Consider the following 15,262-nt stretch of genomic DNA (forward strand, 5'->3'; position numbering starts at 1 on the left):
GAGGGTGCGCCCAGGCGAGACCGGCCCGGGGGCGGCCGATCTCGTCTGGACGGCTCGCCGCGCGGAAGGGCGCGGCGGGCCGCCGCCTACTGATCGCCGTGGACGGAGAGATGATAGGTGTTGCCGGGGTCCACCTGCGAGACGACGACCGTGTACGTATCGTTGTTCTCTGTCTCGTACGAGAACACGCCCCCTGTCGACGTGACGGTCCGGAGGAAGACCAGGACATCGTTGCCCCACATGTTCCTGTAGTACACCGCCATCTGGACCGTGCCCGAGGTGGAGTCCACGTGGGCGTGATACCACTTGGTGCCGTTGACCGTGACCGTGCGGCCGACGCTGCTGTCGGTCCAGCAATAATCGAAATCGACGCTGCTCGCGCTGCAATAACTCGCCACGAAATCGCTCGCCGTCAGGGCTTGCGCGGCGGTCCCGAGCTCCTCTCCGGCGCTCGGTCGCCGCGCCGGCGCCGCCTCCTCGACCACGTCCACGTCGGGCGCGATCGCGGCGCGGCGCGCGCCGCCCGCGAGCCGGGCCGCGTCCATGCGGCCCTGCGCCGCGATCAGCGCCGGCGGCGCGGCCTCTCGCGAGAGCGCCTCGTAGAGCGCGACGGGGGGCAGCCGCTCCATGGACTCGTCGAGCTCGCCGGTGGTGAAGGCCAGGACGCGGCCCTCCTCCGGCTCGTAGAAATGAACCTCGGCGCCGTTCGAGAGCTGCAGGCTCGTGATCGGGGCGAGCCCCTCCTCGACCGCCTCGTCCGCCGGCTCCTGCCCCGCGGCGCAGCCGCCGAGGGCGCAGAGCCCCAGCGCGAGGGCCGCGGCGCGGCGGGCGGTGCGAACCATCGAGACATCACGGAGCATCGAATTCAAGGTCATGGTCATTCTCCTCGGTCCTACGTCGGTTGAGCGCGGGCTCGCGCCCGCGCGGCGGCCGGCGCGCGACACACCCTCGATCACGACGAATGCAGCGCGCCCGCGGGCCACCCCGCGGGCGTGTCGGCTCGTCAGCGCGTCGCGGCGGCCTTCACTGCAGGACATGGCAAGAGCGGGGCCAGCAGCCATGACGAGCCGCGATATCGCGCGACACGCGGCCGTGTCAGGTGAATCTCGCGCTCTTTCCCCTACCGCCCAGAGGACACCCCCTCCTCCGGGAGCGCCGGCGCGCACACGCGCGGCGGCCGGGTGCCTGCCACACTGACCGGTGTGGCACGTGTCAGGTGTGACAGGGGTGATACGGCGCAGCCCGCGCCGCCCCCCAGCGGCGACAGCCCACCACGTGACAAGGACGACCTGGCACCACGGCGTCAGGCCCGTGAAACGAAGCGCGGCTCACCGCGCCGCTCGCCTTCGTGAACGAGCGGCTGGCCAGGCACCACGGGACGAGCGGCGTCTGCGCGCCGTGCAGCTCGCGCTCGTTGGGGGAGAAGGAACTCCAATGTAGGAAGCGTGAGAGACCCGATGTGGGAGAAGGAGGTCCAATGTGGAGAGGCGGAGAGGGAAGTCCAAACCCTCCGGAGACGTCAAGTCCCAACTGCGGAAGCTGCCCTGGATCGACAGAACATTTTTCCGCGCAATCCGGCCTCCCTGAAAAAGTGACACCATATCAACAACTTACCCATGAATCGAAGGAGTCGTCTTCACGCAACCGCCATCGGCGATTGACATCGGAGATGTGAGCGTTCACATTGGCACTCGTCGGTATTCTTTTGCTTCGCATCGGAAGGGTGGTCATGCGCACTGAGATCTCTACGCGAACGGGCCACGCGGGCCAGTGGGCTGATCCATGAGACTTCGATCTCCACCGAGCTCTTCGGCGCGCTGAGCCCCAGCGCCGGCGACGACGCCGCCCCGAGGGGGGGTCGGCACGTCCGACGACGACCCGCGCGCGGGGCTCGACTCGGCCGACACCGGCTCGACCAGGCACACCTCGACCGGCGTGTCGGGGGGGAGAAGGAGGTCCAAACGCTTCGGAGACGTCAAGCCCCAACTGCGGGAGCTGCCCTGGGTTGACAGAACATCTTTCCATGTGATCCGGCTCCACGGGAGAGCGACGCCAACTCAACAACTTATCTACGCGTCGAAGGGGCCGCTTTCACGCCACTACGACATTCCCGCTTAAGTACAGGAGAACCTTATGAGAATGCGATTTGAACGCTGGACCCTGCTGACGACGATCGCGCTCAGCGCGTGCATCTCCGCCGAGCAGCTCGATGAAGACGGCTACGAGTTCGAAGAGCTGGCCGAGAGCGTCACCATCGACACCGCGGCGACCTACACGATCACCGGCGTCCAGAGTGGAAAATGCGTCGAGGTGGCTGGAGGCAGCACCGCGGATGCGGCCGCCTTGCAGATCGCCAGCTGCAACGGCTCGACGCGGCAACAGTTCCGCATGGAATCGGCGGGCGGCGGCTACTATCGCATCCGCAACGTCAACAGCAACCGTTGCATGGACGTCGCGGGCGCCTCCACGAGCGACGGCGCCCGCATCCAGCAATACTCCTGCTGGACCGGGGAAAACCAGCAGTGGTCGTTCACGGACGTCGCCAGCGGCGTCGTGCGCCTCACCGCACGCAACAGCGGCAAGTCCCTGGACGTCTACGCCCGCGGCACCGCGGACGGCACCGCCTTGGTTCAATGGGCATCGAACGGCGGCACCAACCAGCAATTCCGGATCACCCCCGTGAGCTCGGGCGCCGGCACCGGCGGCACCGGCGGCACCGGCGGCAGCGGTGGCACGGGAGGCACCGGCGGCACCGGCGGCACCGGCGGCGCCGGAGGCGGCGGGACAGGCGGCAAGTTCGTCGGCAACATCACAACCGGCGGGCAGGTGCGAGCGGATCTGTCCCGGTACTGGAACCAGATCAGCCCGGAGAACGAGGGCAAATGGGGCTCCGTCGAACCCACGCGGGACGTCATGAACTGGGCCGGCATGGACCGAGTCCGGGATTACGCTCGCCAGAAGGGCATTCCCTACAAGGGCCACACCCTGATCTGGGGTGCCCAGCAGCCGGGCTGGATCGCCAATCTGTCGCAGAGCGAGCAACGCGCAGAGGTCGAGGAGTGGATCCAGGCGTTCTGCCAGCGCTACCCGGACGTCGCCGTCATCGACGTCGTGAACGAGCCGCCCCCGCACACCACCCCGTCGTACATGAACGCCCTCGGCGGCGCGGGCTCGAGCGGCTACGACTGGATCGTGCAAGCGTTCAAGTGGGCGCGGCAGTACTGCCCGAACGCCAAGCTGCTGCTCAACGACTACAACAACATCGAGTACAGCGGTGACAATCAGAACACGCTGAATATCGTCAATCGGATCCGGGCGGCGGGGGCTCCCATCGACGGCATCGGAGCTCAGGCTCACGACGCGTACAAGCTCAACACGAGCACCGTCAAGGGCTTCCTCGACCGACTCGCCGGCACCGGCCTACCGGTCTATATCACCGAGTACGATATCAACCTGGCGAACGACACGCAGCAGCTCAACGTGATGCAGAGCCAGTTCCCCATGTTCTACGACCATCCGAGCGTGAAAGGCATCACGCTGTGGGGGTACATCAGCGGCCAGACGTGGGTGGCCAACTCAGGACTCATGAGCAGCAGCGGCCAGATGCGGCCCGCCATGTCCTGGCTGATGGGCTACCTGGGGCGCTGACGCCGGACGCGCTGACGCGCGGTTCACGGAGATCCACGCGCCCGGAGATCGCCGCGCAGGCTCGTCGGCTCGGTCGCAGGTCGACGGAGTCGACCCGCAAGGCCAGCGCTTGCGCGGCCGATCCCGGGCGCCTTCCCATGGTTCTTGCTTCCCGCTTCGTATGCCTTTGAACAGAGGGGATGATGATGAGAATCCGATTCAGACGATGGTCGCTGCTCACGACGCTCGCCGCCACGGCCGCGTGCGTCTCCGCTGAGCAGCTCGATGAAGACGGCCCCGAGTTCGACGAGCTCGCCGAGAGCGTCACCATCGACACCGCGGCGACCTACACGATCACCGGCGTCCAGAGCGGAAAATGCGTCGAGGTGGCTGGAGGCAGCACCGCGGACGCGGCCGCCTTGCAGATCGCCAGCTGCAACGGCTCGACGCGGCAACAGTTCCGCATGGAATCGGCGGGCGGCGGCTACTATCGCATCCGCAACGTCAACAGCAACCGTTGCATGGACGTCGCGGGCGCCTCCACGAGCGACGGCGCCCGCATCCAGCAATACTCCTGCTGGACCGGGGAAAACCAGCAGTGGTCGTTCACGGACGTCGCCAGCGGCGTCGTGCGCCTCACCGCACGCAACAGCGGCAAGTCCCTGGACGTCTACGCCCGCGGCACCGCGGACGGCACCGCCTTGGTTCAATGGGCATCGAACGGCGGCACCAACCAGCAATTCCGGATCACCCCCGTGAGCTCGGGCACTGGCACCGGCGGCGCCGGCGGCGCCGGCGGCGCCGGCGGCACGGGAGGCACCGGCGGCACGGGGGGCACCGGCGGCAGCGGCGGCAGCGGCGGCAGCGGCGGCGGCGAAGGGTGCGGCTTGCCCACCACCTTCCGCTGGCAGTCGAGCGGCGCGCTGGTGAGCCCGAAGTCCGACGCGACTCACAACATCGTGTCCATCAAGGATCCGACGGTCTCCTTCTTCAACGATCGATGGCACATCTACGCCACCACGGCGAACACCGCCGGCAACTGGCAGATGACTTACCTGAATTTCGCCGACTGGTCCCAGGCCGCGTCCGCATCGCATTACTACATGGATCGCACGCCTGGCTTCAGCGGCTATCGGTGCGCGCCGCAGATGTTCTTCCACAGGCCTCAGAACAAGTGGTACCTCATCTATCAATCGCAGCCGCCGCAGTTCTCCACGACCAGCGACCCGAGCCGCCCGGACACCTGGACCAGGCCCCAGAACTTCTTCGCGTCCACGCCCGCCGGCATGCCGAGCCTGCCCATCGATTACTGGGTGATCTGCGACAGCGCCAACTGTTATCTCTTCTTCACCGGCGACGACGGCCGGATGTACCGCAGCCAGACCACAGCGCAGAACTTCCCGAACGGATTCGGCCCGGTCTCGATCGCCCTTCAGGACTCGAATCGTAACAATCTGTTCGAGGGGAGCTCCACGTACAAGATCAAAGGCATGAACAAGTACCTGACCCTGATCGAGGCCATCGGCCCGACGGGCGCCAGGTTCTATCGCTCATTTACCGCGGATCGCCTCGACGGCGCGTGGACCCCGCTCGCGCATACCTGGAACGCGCCGTTCGCAGGTCAAAACAACGTCACCTACGCGCCAGGCGTGGCTGACTGGAGCGACGACGTCAGCCATGGCGAGCTGGTGCGCGATGGCAACGACGAGACCGCGACGATCGACACCTGCAATCTGCAGTTCCTGTATCAGGGACGCAACCCCAGCTCGGGCGGCGAATACTCGCAGCTCCCGTACCGCCTCGGCCTGTTGAAGGCGGTTCGCTAGAACACTGTTCACGTCGGAGTCCCGAGAAAATCAATAGAAGGGAAGACGAACCGGTAGTGCAGCGGGGAGCCGGCGGAAACGCCGGCCGCCCGCTGCTCTACCGATACCCCTCTTTCCCGCGTTCCTTCCCTTGGAGCTTGCTTCCCGGCAGGTCGGTCGGGCCTCGCAACGCATTGAACACAGGGGACTTTCAACCTGTTCGGTGCTCTACAGCAAACGGCTTCCGAGAAGTGAAGCCCTCGCTGCTGCTCGCGTCTCGTACAGCCACGCTGTAGCCGAGAGAACATTTCCTTATGCGCTCCACCACCTCCGGAAAAAGCAACGCCAAATCAACTACGTCTTCACTCATTGAAATCGCCGCCTTCACCCCACAGCCACAGCCTGCGGGGCGCCCCTCGCTGGGATCCTTCGCGCGTGTTAAGATGGCCCGCATGGTGTGGGTGGTCCTCTTGGGTGCGCTCCTCTTCGCGAGCGCCTGTGACAGCACCGTCGTCGTTCGCGAGGACGGCCATCGCGCGAGCGACGGCGACGGCGGCGGCGACGGCGACGGCGGCACGTCAGCGCCAGGCGGCGGAAGCAGCGACACCAGCAGCTCGTCCTCATCACCCGGTTGGACGGTGCCGCCCGATCGGGTCTACAGCTATATCGATTGCGGCGACGAGACCGCCGACTCGACGCTCTTCGTGGAGATCTCGCCGAGGGGCTCCGGCTGTCTGCCCGCGGCGGACGTCTTGGACGATGTGCTCGTGTTCGGGATCGTGAGGTGGGACGGGCAACCGGGAACGTTCACGCTCGGTGTCGAGACGCCGCACGGCATGGCGCTGGCCGCCAGGGGCTTGCAGCCCGATCCCCTCATTGGCACGCTGACGATCGAGCCATACGTCGGGACGCCTTCGGCGATCGCGTGGGATCTGTCCGTAGGCGCTGGCCGCACCGACCTATCCGTTTGCGGCCGCTTCGACGACTTCCCGTGCCGGTGAGCCTCACTCGCCTTTGACGAACGGCACATCGAGCGAGCCCTCCGTCACGTTGACGTGGACCGCGCACGTGGGCGAAAGGGTGGACCCGTTCGTCCTCGCATCGGGGGCAAACGCGGCGCCACGAACGTGGTGTGAATGCGGCTCAGACCTTCGGACAGCCTCGCTTCGTCGGTCTAGACGAGGCGCAGCGGGCCGCTCGATCGCGAGGTGGGTTGTCCTCGATCCGTGGACGATGGGCGGCGCGGGCAGGTCGGCGAGCGCCTGCCGAGCGCCTCTTCCAGACGCGGCGACGCCGCGCTCAGACCTGGATGCCCGCGAGCGGCGACGTGACCCGCCCCGCGTCGACGCCGATCTCCGTCACGTTCAAGCCCATGATCTGGGCGACCGTCAGGAGCGCCTTGCTCAGGTTGTCGCCGGGGAAGTTGCGGTGCTCGTCGCCGCGCAGCCGCCCTCCGGCTTTCCCGGCGAAGAGCACCGGCCATTCCGTCCTCGTGTGCACCTTGCCCCACGCGGTGTCGGACGTGACGTATACGAGCGAGCTGTCGAGCAGGTTCGAGCTGCCGTGCGGCGTGCTCTTGAGCTTCGTCAAGAACTCGTTCAGGCAGCGCATCGTGTACATCACGCCCTTGTCGACGCGAGGCTGGCTCGATTGATCCCCGGCATCTCCGTGGCAGATGGTGTCGTGAAAGTCGTCGTTCATGTCCTGCGCGAGGTGCCGGTAGTAGACGTGCGCGGCGGGCAGCGAGAACATGAACGAGAGCACGCGGGTCCGCTCGCAGGCGAGCGCGAGCGCCGAGAGCTCGACCATGGCGGCGTTCACCGCAGGGGGCGCCTCGCTCTGCGAGTCCTTGCCGGCGGTGGGCGCCGTCGGGCTCTTGCACGCCGCCGTCGCGCCGCCGCCGGACGGCATGGTCTCGAGGCGCTGCTCGATGGCGCGGATCGACTCGAGGTGCTCCTCGATACGATGCCTGTCGGCCGCCCCGAGCCGCTGCTTCAGGCTCGCGCCGTCCTGCAGGACGGAGTCGAGCACGCTCTTCCGGACGTTCGCGAGCTTCGCGGCCTGCTCCGCGCCGTCGTCGCTGGGCTCGGGCAAGCCGTTCATGAACAATCGATTGAACACGGCCTTCGGATCGAACTCCGGGTTGTTGCGCGCGTTCGGCCCCCTGTGCGAGACCGTATGCAGCGAGTCCTGAGGGCCGCCCGGCGTCGCCGGCGTCAATCCCACCTCGAGAGAGCGGTACGGCGCCCCCTCCGAGATGGCGTTCGCGACGACCTGGTCGATGGAAGCGGCCCGCACGGCGTTCCCGCTGAGCGGCGCGCCGGTCGTGGCCCCCGCCGACCCCGTGGGGTGCTCGACGCCGGATACGACGAGCTTGTTTTCGAGGCCGCTGATCACCGTGAGGTACGACTTGAGGTCCGCGAGCGGCTGGAGCTCGGGGCTGAGCTCCCAGGCCTGACCGGAGCCCGTGCGCGTCGGCTTCCAGCGACCGGGAAGCGTGCCGTTCCCGAAGAACCACGTGACGTAGAGCGGCGACACCGGCGTCTTCGTCTGCGCGTGCGCCGTGCCGCTCTCGTTCAGCATGATCTCCAGCAAGGGGAGCGGGATGGTGACGGCGGCGCCCGTCGCCAGCATGCCCCGGAGAACAGTTCGTCGGTTCAAAGCTTTGTTCGTCATTGGGGGTACCTGCGATCAGGGTTGGGGGGCGACGGACGAGAAAGCGTCGTTGGTCACGACGTCGAGGACCAGCTCGCGCAGCTTGTACCCCGACCCTTCGAACGAGGCGGTCAGCGCGTCCAGCACGCGCTCATCCACGTCTCTCTCCTCGTGACCCGCTGCATACGTGTAGTACTTGCGGACGAGGCACTCCGCGACCGAGGCGTCCGAGCTGAGGGTCACGCCGAGCGCGCGCGCGTCGGCGACCGGCACCCCGTCGAACTCGCCGCTCGGGTCGATCGGCAGGCCGTGGTCGGTCGTGCGGAAGCGGCCGATCGCGTCGAAGGTCTCGAGCGGCAGGCCCAGCGGGTCCATGTACGAATGGCAGCCGGCGCAGGCCGGCTCGGTCCGGTGGATCTCCAGGCGCTGACGCTTCGTGAGGGGCTTGTCCGCAGGCGGCTCCGGGAGCTCGAGGGCGACGTCGCCGGGGGGCGGCGGGATGGGCGTGCACATGAGGGCGTCGCGCATGAACTTGCCGCGCAAGGTGGGAGAGCCCTCCTTCTGGTTCGCGAACTGCGAGAGGAAGCCCGCTTTGCTGAGGATCCCGACGCGCGGGCCGTCCGCGGGCAACGAGCGGACCTCGAAGGCGTCCGAGCCGAGGCCGGCCGTTTCGAGACCGTAGAGCTGGGCGAGCTCGGTGTTGACGACGACCTTCGTGGTCGAGAACAGGTCGAGCGCGCTCGTTCGATCGTCGAACGCGAGGACCTCCCAGGTGCCTCGCATGTCGCGGACCATCGCCGCTCGCAGCGCGGGGCTATACTCAGGAAAGAGCGCCGTGTCTTTTGCCTGCGTGCTGATCCGATCGAGCCGCATGTACTCCTCGGCGAAGGCGCCGACCGCCTCGCGCCCGGCGGGCGCCTCGAGCAGCCGCGTCGCCGCCGCGCGGATCCCCTCCACCGTTCCGAGCGCCCCGCTCGCGGCCTGGTCGAGCAGCTCCTGGTCTGGCAGGCTGTTCCACACAAGGAACGCGAGCCGGGACGCCATCTCGTAGCCCGTCAAGCGCAGCGACCCGTCGGCGCTCGGAGCGCCGAGCTCCGGGCGATACAGGAAGTTCGGAGACGTGAAGAGGGCCACCGTCGCCCAGCGGGCCCCCTCGACGGCGCTCTCGAGCTCGGCCGCGGCCTTCGTGGCGACGGCCGCGAGCCGGTCGACCTCGGCGGCCTCGAGCGGGCGGCGCCACGCGCGAAGCCCCAGCGCCTCGATGAAGCCACGCACGCAAGCGTCGTTCTCCGCGCCGCTGGGCGCGCAGCCGATGAACCGGTCTCGCCTCGCGGGATCCGAGAACACCGCGTCGACGGCGCCCTCGATGGCCGCGTGGTACTGCTCGACGCCTCGCTCCGAGGTCACGACGGTCGCGGCGCCGACGACAGCAAAGTTCCCGTTCCAGCTGTCGGCGTCGAGCTGATGGATATCGACCTCGACGCCCAACATGTCGCGCACGGCGTTGCGGAACTGCGTTCTCGTCAAACGGCGCAGCATCCCGGCCGCGGGCTGGAACGGCGGCGGGTCCGAGCCCGTCGACGCTCCATCTCCCCCGGTAGAGGAAGAGGACTCTCCAGGGCCCTCCGTCGTGTCACCCAGCGCGCCCGTGCACGCGGCAGCGAACGCGAGCGCGCAAACTGCGGCCACTTCTCTCGAGAAACGGAGCTCGTGCCATGACGGCTTCTTCATCTTGCTCTCCGATAATGCAAGGGGGGTGACGACGCGCGGGGACCCACATCTCGCGACCATGCCTCAGAGCAGGCGCTCGCATCACGGAGCCCATCTCGCCCGGCGTGATGGAGCCTGGAGCACCAGAACCAGGACGGGGCCTGTGTGATGGCACTGCTGCGTCCGAGGAGGGGCTGAGCATAGCCCGCCGCAACATAGGTCACGCCGCCCCCGAAGTTGCCATCCGGCCGTTTCGCCGGACTCCCAAGAAAATTCCAGCGAACAGCACCTAGGGGTTCACGACAGCCATCGAATCAACAAGGCTTGTCGTGGCCTCTGGTGATCACCTCTGGCGAGACACCAAGCACCATCGATCGGCAATCGCTTCAGCGACGGCCGAGCGAACGGAATCGGCACCGGGACCGATCAAGAAGACGAAGATCTCGGCGCGCAGGATGCCCCACCGAGGGCGAAGCAAAAGGACGCCCCTGAGCGCAATGTGAACGATCACATCCGAGGAGTCAACGCCAATCGACGGGCGCGCTGGCCCCCTCGAGCCCGAGGGAGGACGACGCTGGCGGGGAGCTCCAGAGCCGCGCGCATCCGGCTCGAGGCCGAGCCGGTGCAGCGCAAGAGCCCCCTCCGGGCTCCCCGGAACCCACGATCTCGCACAAGCCAAGCTCGTGTGACAGCTCACGCGGGCGCCGCGGCCGGCCGCCGCCACGTATCGCCGGCCGCCGCCACGTATCGCCGGCCGCCGCCACGTATCGATCGAGGCCGAGGATGGCTGCGCACCGGTCAATTTTGATTGACCCCCATCATGTGAACGATCACAATCCGTCTCCGAGCTGCGATCATGCGGCTGAGCTTGCCCCTTCCCTGATCAGGAGACATCGGATGTGGATGAGCGTGAAGCTGATGGGTGCCGTGATGATGAGCGTCGGCATTGGCTTTGCCTTCGGGTTTGCAGGCGGCTTTGCGGGCGCAGCATGGGCCGCGGGCGGGACGGCAAACGTCCGCGCATCGGTTGCCGAAGGGAAGGATTTCAGCTGCGGCGACAAAGGACAGAGTGCCTGTCCGATACAGGGGCTGGATCAAGACGGCTCTGTACAGGGTGGAGCACGAGGCGAAGCACCGTGACGACGCCTTCTGAGGCGCCGCGCCCTGCTCTCGCCCTCTCCGCTCCTCGCGCAGGGCGGGCGCTCTCCTTCCGGCCCCTGGCCTGACCCGCCGGGTCGATTCACGTCGAGCGTTCTCAGACGCGCCGTCGGCCGCCAGCGTCGCGCGCTGCAAGGTATCCATGTCCACATCCGCGCAAGATCCGAAGTCGAGCGAATCCATCACCCCCGTGCGCTGGGGCGTCCTCGGGGCGAGCAACTTCGCGTTGAAGGTCAGCCTGCCCAGCATGAGGCTGGGGCCCCTGACCCAGGTCGCCGCGCTGGCGTCGCGCGACATCGACAAGGCGCGCGCCGCCGCGGAGCCGCTCGGGATCCCGAAGGCGTACGGAAGCTATGATGAGCTGCTCGACGACCCGGAGATCGAGGCCGTCTACATCCCGCTGCCCAACCACCTGCACGTGAAGTGGTCGGCGCGCGCGGCCCGCGCCGGCAAGCACGTCCTGTGCGAGAAGCCGATCGCGCTCAGCGCCAAGGACGCCGCGGCGCTGGTCGACGTCGAGCACGAGACGGGCAAGCGGATCGCCGAAGCGTTCATGGTCCGCTATCACCCGCAGTGGCAGCAGGCCAGGGACTGGGTGCGAAGCGGCCGGATCGGCGAGCTGGTCAGCGTCCAGGCGGCGTTCTCGTATTTCAACCGGGACGCGACCAACATCCGCAACAGGGAGCAGGTCGGGGGCGGCGCGCTCTACGACATCGGGTGTTACGCGGTGAACACGTCGCGCTTGCTGTTCGGACGCGAGCCCGTGCGGGCGATGGTGCTCGTCGAGCGCGATCCCGAGTTCGGCACCGATCGCTTGACCTCGGGCCTGCTCGATTACGGCGGCGCGCACCTGACGTTCACGTGCAGCACGCAGGCGGTGGCCTACCAGCGCGTGAACGCGCTCGGCACCAAGGGCCGCATCGAGATCGAGATCCCGTTCAACGCGCCCGCCGACCGGCCGTGCAAGATCTTCCTCGATGACGGCTCGACGCTGAACTGCAGCTCGGCCAAGGTCACCTCGTTCCCCGTCGTCGACCAGTACCACCTGCAGAGCGAGGCGTTCTCGCGCGCCATCCGCACGGGCGGCCCGGTCGAGAATTCGATCGAGGTCGCGGTCGGCAACATGCGGGTCATCGACGCGCTGTTCCGGTCCGCCGAGAGCAGGCGCTGGGAGAAGATCTAGCGGCGCCCCGCGGCGCCGCCCTCGTCACGGCCGCGGCGGCGAGGGCGCCCTCCCCGCCCGCGGCGCCTTCGAGCCTCCTGATGGGGTCAGCCGCGGGGCCGGCGCCGCCGCATCGCCAGGGCGGAGAGCCCCACGGCGAGCGCCGCGGCCCACGAGCTCGTCGTGGAGCTGGCTCCGGCGACGACGCACCCGCAACCGCCGTCGGAGGCCTCCTCGTCCGGCAGGGGTCCGCCGGCCCCACCTCCCTCGCCCGACGCGTCGCCGCTGCCTGAGGAGCTGGCAGCCGTCCCTGCCGCGCCCACGCCGTTGCCGGAGGAGCTGGCCGCCGTCGCCGCCCCGCCCTCGCCGCTGCCGGAGGAGCTGGCCGCCGTCGCCGCCCCGCCCTCACCGCTGCCAGAGGAGGTCGCCGTCTCCGCCCCGCCCGCGCCGCTGGCGGAGGAGCTGGCCGCCGTCGCCGCCCCACCCGCGCCGGCGCCGGACCCGGTGTCCTCATCGCGGGGCACATTTCCGGTGAACCCGGTCTGCCCCTCCCGTGTCAACGACAGCACCAGCGTGCCGTCCTTCACCGTCACGTTCTGCGGGTCGAAGTCCACGCGGTTCCCGTCGAACGTCCAGTCCGCTTTGCTCCATCGCGCGCTGTCCAGGGAGTTGAAGTCGTCCTGCCACGCGAGCTCGAAGCCCCCGTTGTTGTAGCGATAATACTTGATCCAGTTGACGAACTGGTGCTGCGGGAGGACGGAATCGTCGAACGGCCCGACCCACTCGGTGGCATCCGAGGACCACGTGTTGAAGCGGAAAGACTGGGGATTCTTCAGGGCGGTCACCTGCGCCCCCGTCGACCTCTTGATCTCTCGCCCGTCGATGCTCCAGGCCACGTAGTCCGGCGTCCACTCCAGCGCGTAGGTGTGATAGCCGTCCGCGAGGGAGACGCCCGCGTCGTGCACCCCCTCCGACGTCACCCTCGTGCCCATCCCGGTGATGATGTTGGACTGCCAGCTCCGGGCGTTGTCCTTCCCGAAGACCTCGATGTCGATCTCCTCCCAGAACGCGCCGGACATCTCTGAGCCGTTCTTGTAGGTGAAGAAGGTCGACAGGATGCCGCTCCCGCGCACCATGCGCATGCGCATCTCGATGCGACCGTGAAGATAGCTCTGGGCCGAGTAAAGCTCTGCGCCCTTGTACGGCTTCGCTGCCGCGGTCGAGCTGACCGCGAGCGCCAGCGAGGCAGCGGCGAGCATCAGACCTGCGCGGACTCTCGTGAACATGATCAAACCTCCAATGATTGCACCAACCGTCAATTCGCGGCGGATCCGCTCCGCCCGGCTCCTCGGGCACGACGCCGCCGCGCGGCGACCGCGCCCAGCGCGATCAAGGCGGCGAGCGCGCCCGCGGGGGAGCTGGGCCCCGAGTGGACCCGGAAGGCGCACCCGCCCTCGTCGCCGCTGGCGCCGTCAGCGGGGGTACCGCCAGCGCCGCCCGTGCCGCTCCCCGCCGTCGCTCCGCTGCCCGCCGTCGCTCCGCTGCCGGTCGTCGCTGCGCTGCTGCTGCTCGCCCCCTCGCCCGACCCGCCGCTGCCCGCCGCTCCCCCTTCACCCACGTCCGGAGCGCCCCCCGCGCCAGCGCCCCCCGCGCCGGTCGGATCCGGGGCGTCGAGCGGAGTGAACTTCCACCAGTTGACATTGAACAGGAAACCGCTCCCACCGGTGAACTTCAGGTACAGATCGTGGTTCCCTGTCGCGCCGTCGACAGCACAGGACGTGGTGGCCCAGGTCTGCCAGCCGCCGGTCCCCTGAACCATGCAGGTCCCCACCAGCGTGCCCGTCGCGCCGTCGAGGCGCAGCTCGATGCTGCCGCCGCTGGTCGCCGAGGCCACTCTCGCGTCGAAGGACACCGCGCCGGTGCCAAAATCGACGCCCTTCACCTTGATGTAGTCCCCGTTCTCGATCGACCCGACGTTCATTCCCCCCTCGCCGCATACCTCGGTCTCGACCCCGGATCCCCAGGCGATGGTCTCGGCCTCCGTCATGACATACGGATTCAGGCTGCCGACGCCAGGCGGGCCCTCCTTGGTCATCTTGATCGTCGGGAATGTACCGTCGGCGTTGAACGTGAACCGCTCGACGGCCGCCGACCGGTGATAACCGCCGCCGCCCGGCAAGGCGCCGTTGTGATAGAAGAAGTAGGAGTTCCCCTTGAAGTCGATGACGCCCGCGTGATTGGTGAAGCTGCTGCCCTCCGTGGGCATGATCACCCCCCGGTAAGTCCACGGGCCGGTGGGTTTGCTGCTCGTCGAGTAGGCGATGTATTCGGAGATAGGGCCACCCGCGTACACCAGGTAGTACAGCCCATCGCGCTTGTAGAGCCACGGGCCTTCTTCGTACTTGGTCTTATGGCGACCATCGTCATTCCCGGTGCGCTGTCCGAAGCTCTCCGCCGTCATGGGCACGCGCACGACGTCTCCCTGGTAGGAGATCATGTCCTGGTTCAGCTTCACGTAGCACACGCTCGGGTTTCCCCAGTACAGATAAGCCTGGCCGTCGTCGTCGATGAACGGCGTCGGGTCGATGTCGCCGCAATCGGCCGTGATCAACGGCTTTCCCAGGGCGTCCTTGAAGGGACCGGTGGGGCTGTCCGACACGGCCACGCCGATGGTCATCCTGTTCAGCGAGCGGCTCGTGACAGGAACGTAATAGTAGAATTTCCCGTTCCTGGGGATGGCCTGGCCTGCCCACGCGTCTCCCTTTGCCCAGCTGAAATCGCTGAATTTCAGCGGTGACCCGTGATCCGTCCAGTTCACCATATCCTTGGAGGAGTACACCCTCCATTCGTTCATCGTGAACCAGTCCGTGGCGCTGTCCTCGTCATGCCCGGTATAGAGGTATACCGTGTCATCGTGGACCATGGGGGCAGGGTCAGGTGTGTAAATGGTCTGTACGACGGGATTGTCTGCCAGGGAGACCGACGGGAACGCGGTCACGCCACAGAGCAACAACGCCGCCCCGAGGAGCTCACGTTGGAGGGAGTTCGTGCTCGTCGACATTCTTAAATCCTTGCTGCTCTCCTGAAGCTCGGTCAGGCATTGTCCATGTCGCGGGTCGCTCGGCTCATGGCGCTCCGGCGCCTC

10 protein-coding genes are annotated in these 15,262 nt (G+C 67.7%); 5 read left to right on the plus strand and 5 right to left on the minus strand.

Annotation, left to right across the window (positions count from 1 at the left end):
• Positions 1 to 86 precede the first annotated feature (86 nt).
• Positions 87 to 875 carry a hypothetical protein gene (locus tag WME82_RS25140; protein WP_438037366.1) on the minus strand — a complete coding sequence of 263 codons (789 nt, stop codon included), beginning with the start codon at positions 873 to 875 and terminating at the stop codon, positions 87 to 89.
• Between the two features lie 1,264 nt (positions 876 to 2,139).
• On the opposite strand from WME82_RS25140, the gene WME82_RS25145 reads away from it, so the two are divergent.
• From WME82_RS25145 to WME82_RS25155, 3 genes are all read left to right on the plus strand, one after another.
• Positions 2,140 to 3,648 carry an endo-1,4-beta-xylanase gene (locus WME82_RS25145; RefSeq protein WP_438037367.1) on the plus strand — a complete coding sequence of 503 codons (1,509 nt, stop codon included), beginning with the start codon at positions 2,140 to 2,142 and terminating at the stop codon, positions 3,646 to 3,648.
• A gap of 185 nt (positions 3,649 to 3,833) precedes the next feature.
• Complete coding sequence (locus WME82_RS25150) at positions 3,834 to 5,453, plus strand: non-reducing end alpha-L-arabinofuranosidase family hydrolase (protein WP_438037368.1); 1,620 nt, start codon at positions 3,834 to 3,836, stop codon at positions 5,451 to 5,453.
• A gap of 293 nt (positions 5,454 to 5,746) precedes the next feature.
• Positions 5,747 to 6,433 (plus strand): hypothetical protein, encoded by a 687-nt coding sequence (locus WME82_RS25155; RefSeq protein ID WP_438037369.1) that lies wholly within the window; start codon positions 5,747 to 5,749, stop codon positions 6,431 to 6,433.
• 298 nt (positions 6,434 to 6,731) lie between these two features.
• On the opposite strand, the gene WME82_RS25160 is transcribed toward WME82_RS25155, so the two are convergent.
• Both WME82_RS25160 and WME82_RS25165 read right to left on the minus strand, forming a co-directional pair.
• Positions 6,732 to 8,093, minus strand: a complete 1,362-nt coding sequence (locus WME82_RS25160; RefSeq protein ID WP_438037370.1) for a DUF1552 domain-containing protein — start codon at positions 8,091 to 8,093, stop codon at positions 6,732 to 6,734.
• Between the two features lie 30 nt (positions 8,094 to 8,123).
• Positions 8,124 to 9,818 (minus strand): DUF1592 domain-containing protein, encoded by a 1,695-nt coding sequence (locus tag WME82_RS25165; protein WP_438037371.1) that lies wholly within the window; start codon positions 9,816 to 9,818, stop codon positions 8,124 to 8,126.
• A gap of 882 nt (positions 9,819 to 10,700) precedes the next feature.
• Between WME82_RS25165 and WME82_RS25170 the strand changes: the two genes are divergently transcribed.
• Positions 10,701 to 10,937 carry a hypothetical protein gene (locus tag WME82_RS25170; protein WP_438037372.1) on the plus strand — a complete coding sequence of 79 codons (237 nt, stop codon included), beginning with the start codon at positions 10,701 to 10,703 and terminating at the stop codon, positions 10,935 to 10,937.
• Between the two features lie 160 nt (positions 10,938 to 11,097).
• Entirely contained in the window at positions 11,098 to 12,138 is a 1,041-nt protein-coding gene (locus tag WME82_RS25175; RefSeq protein WP_437911228.1) for a Gfo/Idh/MocA family protein, read from the plus strand.
• A gap of 86 nt (positions 12,139 to 12,224) precedes the next feature.
• On the opposite strand, the gene WME82_RS25180 is transcribed toward WME82_RS25175, so the two are convergent.
• Positions 12,225 to 13,403, minus strand: coding sequence for a family 16 glycosylhydrolase (locus WME82_RS25180; RefSeq protein ID WP_438037373.1), 1,179 nt, complete (start codon positions 13,401 to 13,403; stop codon positions 12,225 to 12,227).
• A gap of 29 nt (positions 13,404 to 13,432) precedes the next feature.
• The gene (locus WME82_RS25185) at positions 13,433 to 15,178 is read right to left on the minus strand and encodes a glycoside hydrolase family 43 protein (protein WP_438037374.1); all 1,746 of its coding nucleotides are present in this window, start codon (positions 15,176 to 15,178) and stop codon (positions 13,433 to 13,435) included.
• Between the last annotated feature and the right edge of the window lie 84 nt (positions 15,179 to 15,262).

The sequence above is a fragment of the Sorangium sp. So ce128 genome, assembly GCF_051525245.1.
GTDB lineage: Bacteria > Myxococcota_A > Polyangia > Polyangiales > Polyangiaceae > Sorangium > Sorangium cellulosum_B.

Coding starts and splice junctions, on each gene's coding strand:
- WME82_RS25140 (WP_438037366.1), bottom strand. CDS start 875: ATGACCTTGAATTCGATGCTCCGTGATGTCTCGATGGTTCGCACCGCC.
- WME82_RS25145 (WP_438037367.1), top strand. CDS start 2,140: ATGCGATTTGAACGCTGGACCCTGCTGACGACGATCGCGCTCAGCGCG.
- WME82_RS25150 (WP_438037368.1), top strand. CDS start 3,834: ATGAGAATCCGATTCAGACGATGGTCGCTGCTCACGACGCTCGCCGCC.
- WME82_RS25155 (WP_438037369.1), top strand. CDS start 5,747: ATGCGCTCCACCACCTCCGGAAAAAGCAACGCCAAATCAACTACGTCT.
- WME82_RS25165 (WP_438037371.1), bottom strand. CDS start 9,818: ATGAAGAAGCCGTCATGGCACGAGCTCCGTTTCTCGAGAGAAGTGGCC.
- WME82_RS25170 (WP_438037372.1), top strand. CDS start 10,701: ATGAGCGTGAAGCTGATGGGTGCCGTGATGATGAGCGTCGGCATTGGC.
- WME82_RS25175 (WP_437911228.1), top strand. CDS start 11,098: ATGTCCACATCCGCGCAAGATCCGAAGTCGAGCGAATCCATCACCCCC.
- WME82_RS25180 (WP_438037373.1), bottom strand. CDS start 13,403: ATGTTCACGAGAGTCCGCGCAGGTCTGATGCTCGCCGCTGCCTCGCTG.
- WME82_RS25185 (WP_438037374.1), bottom strand. CDS start 15,178: ATGTCGACGAGCACGAACTCCCTCCAACGTGAGCTCCTCGGGGCGGCG.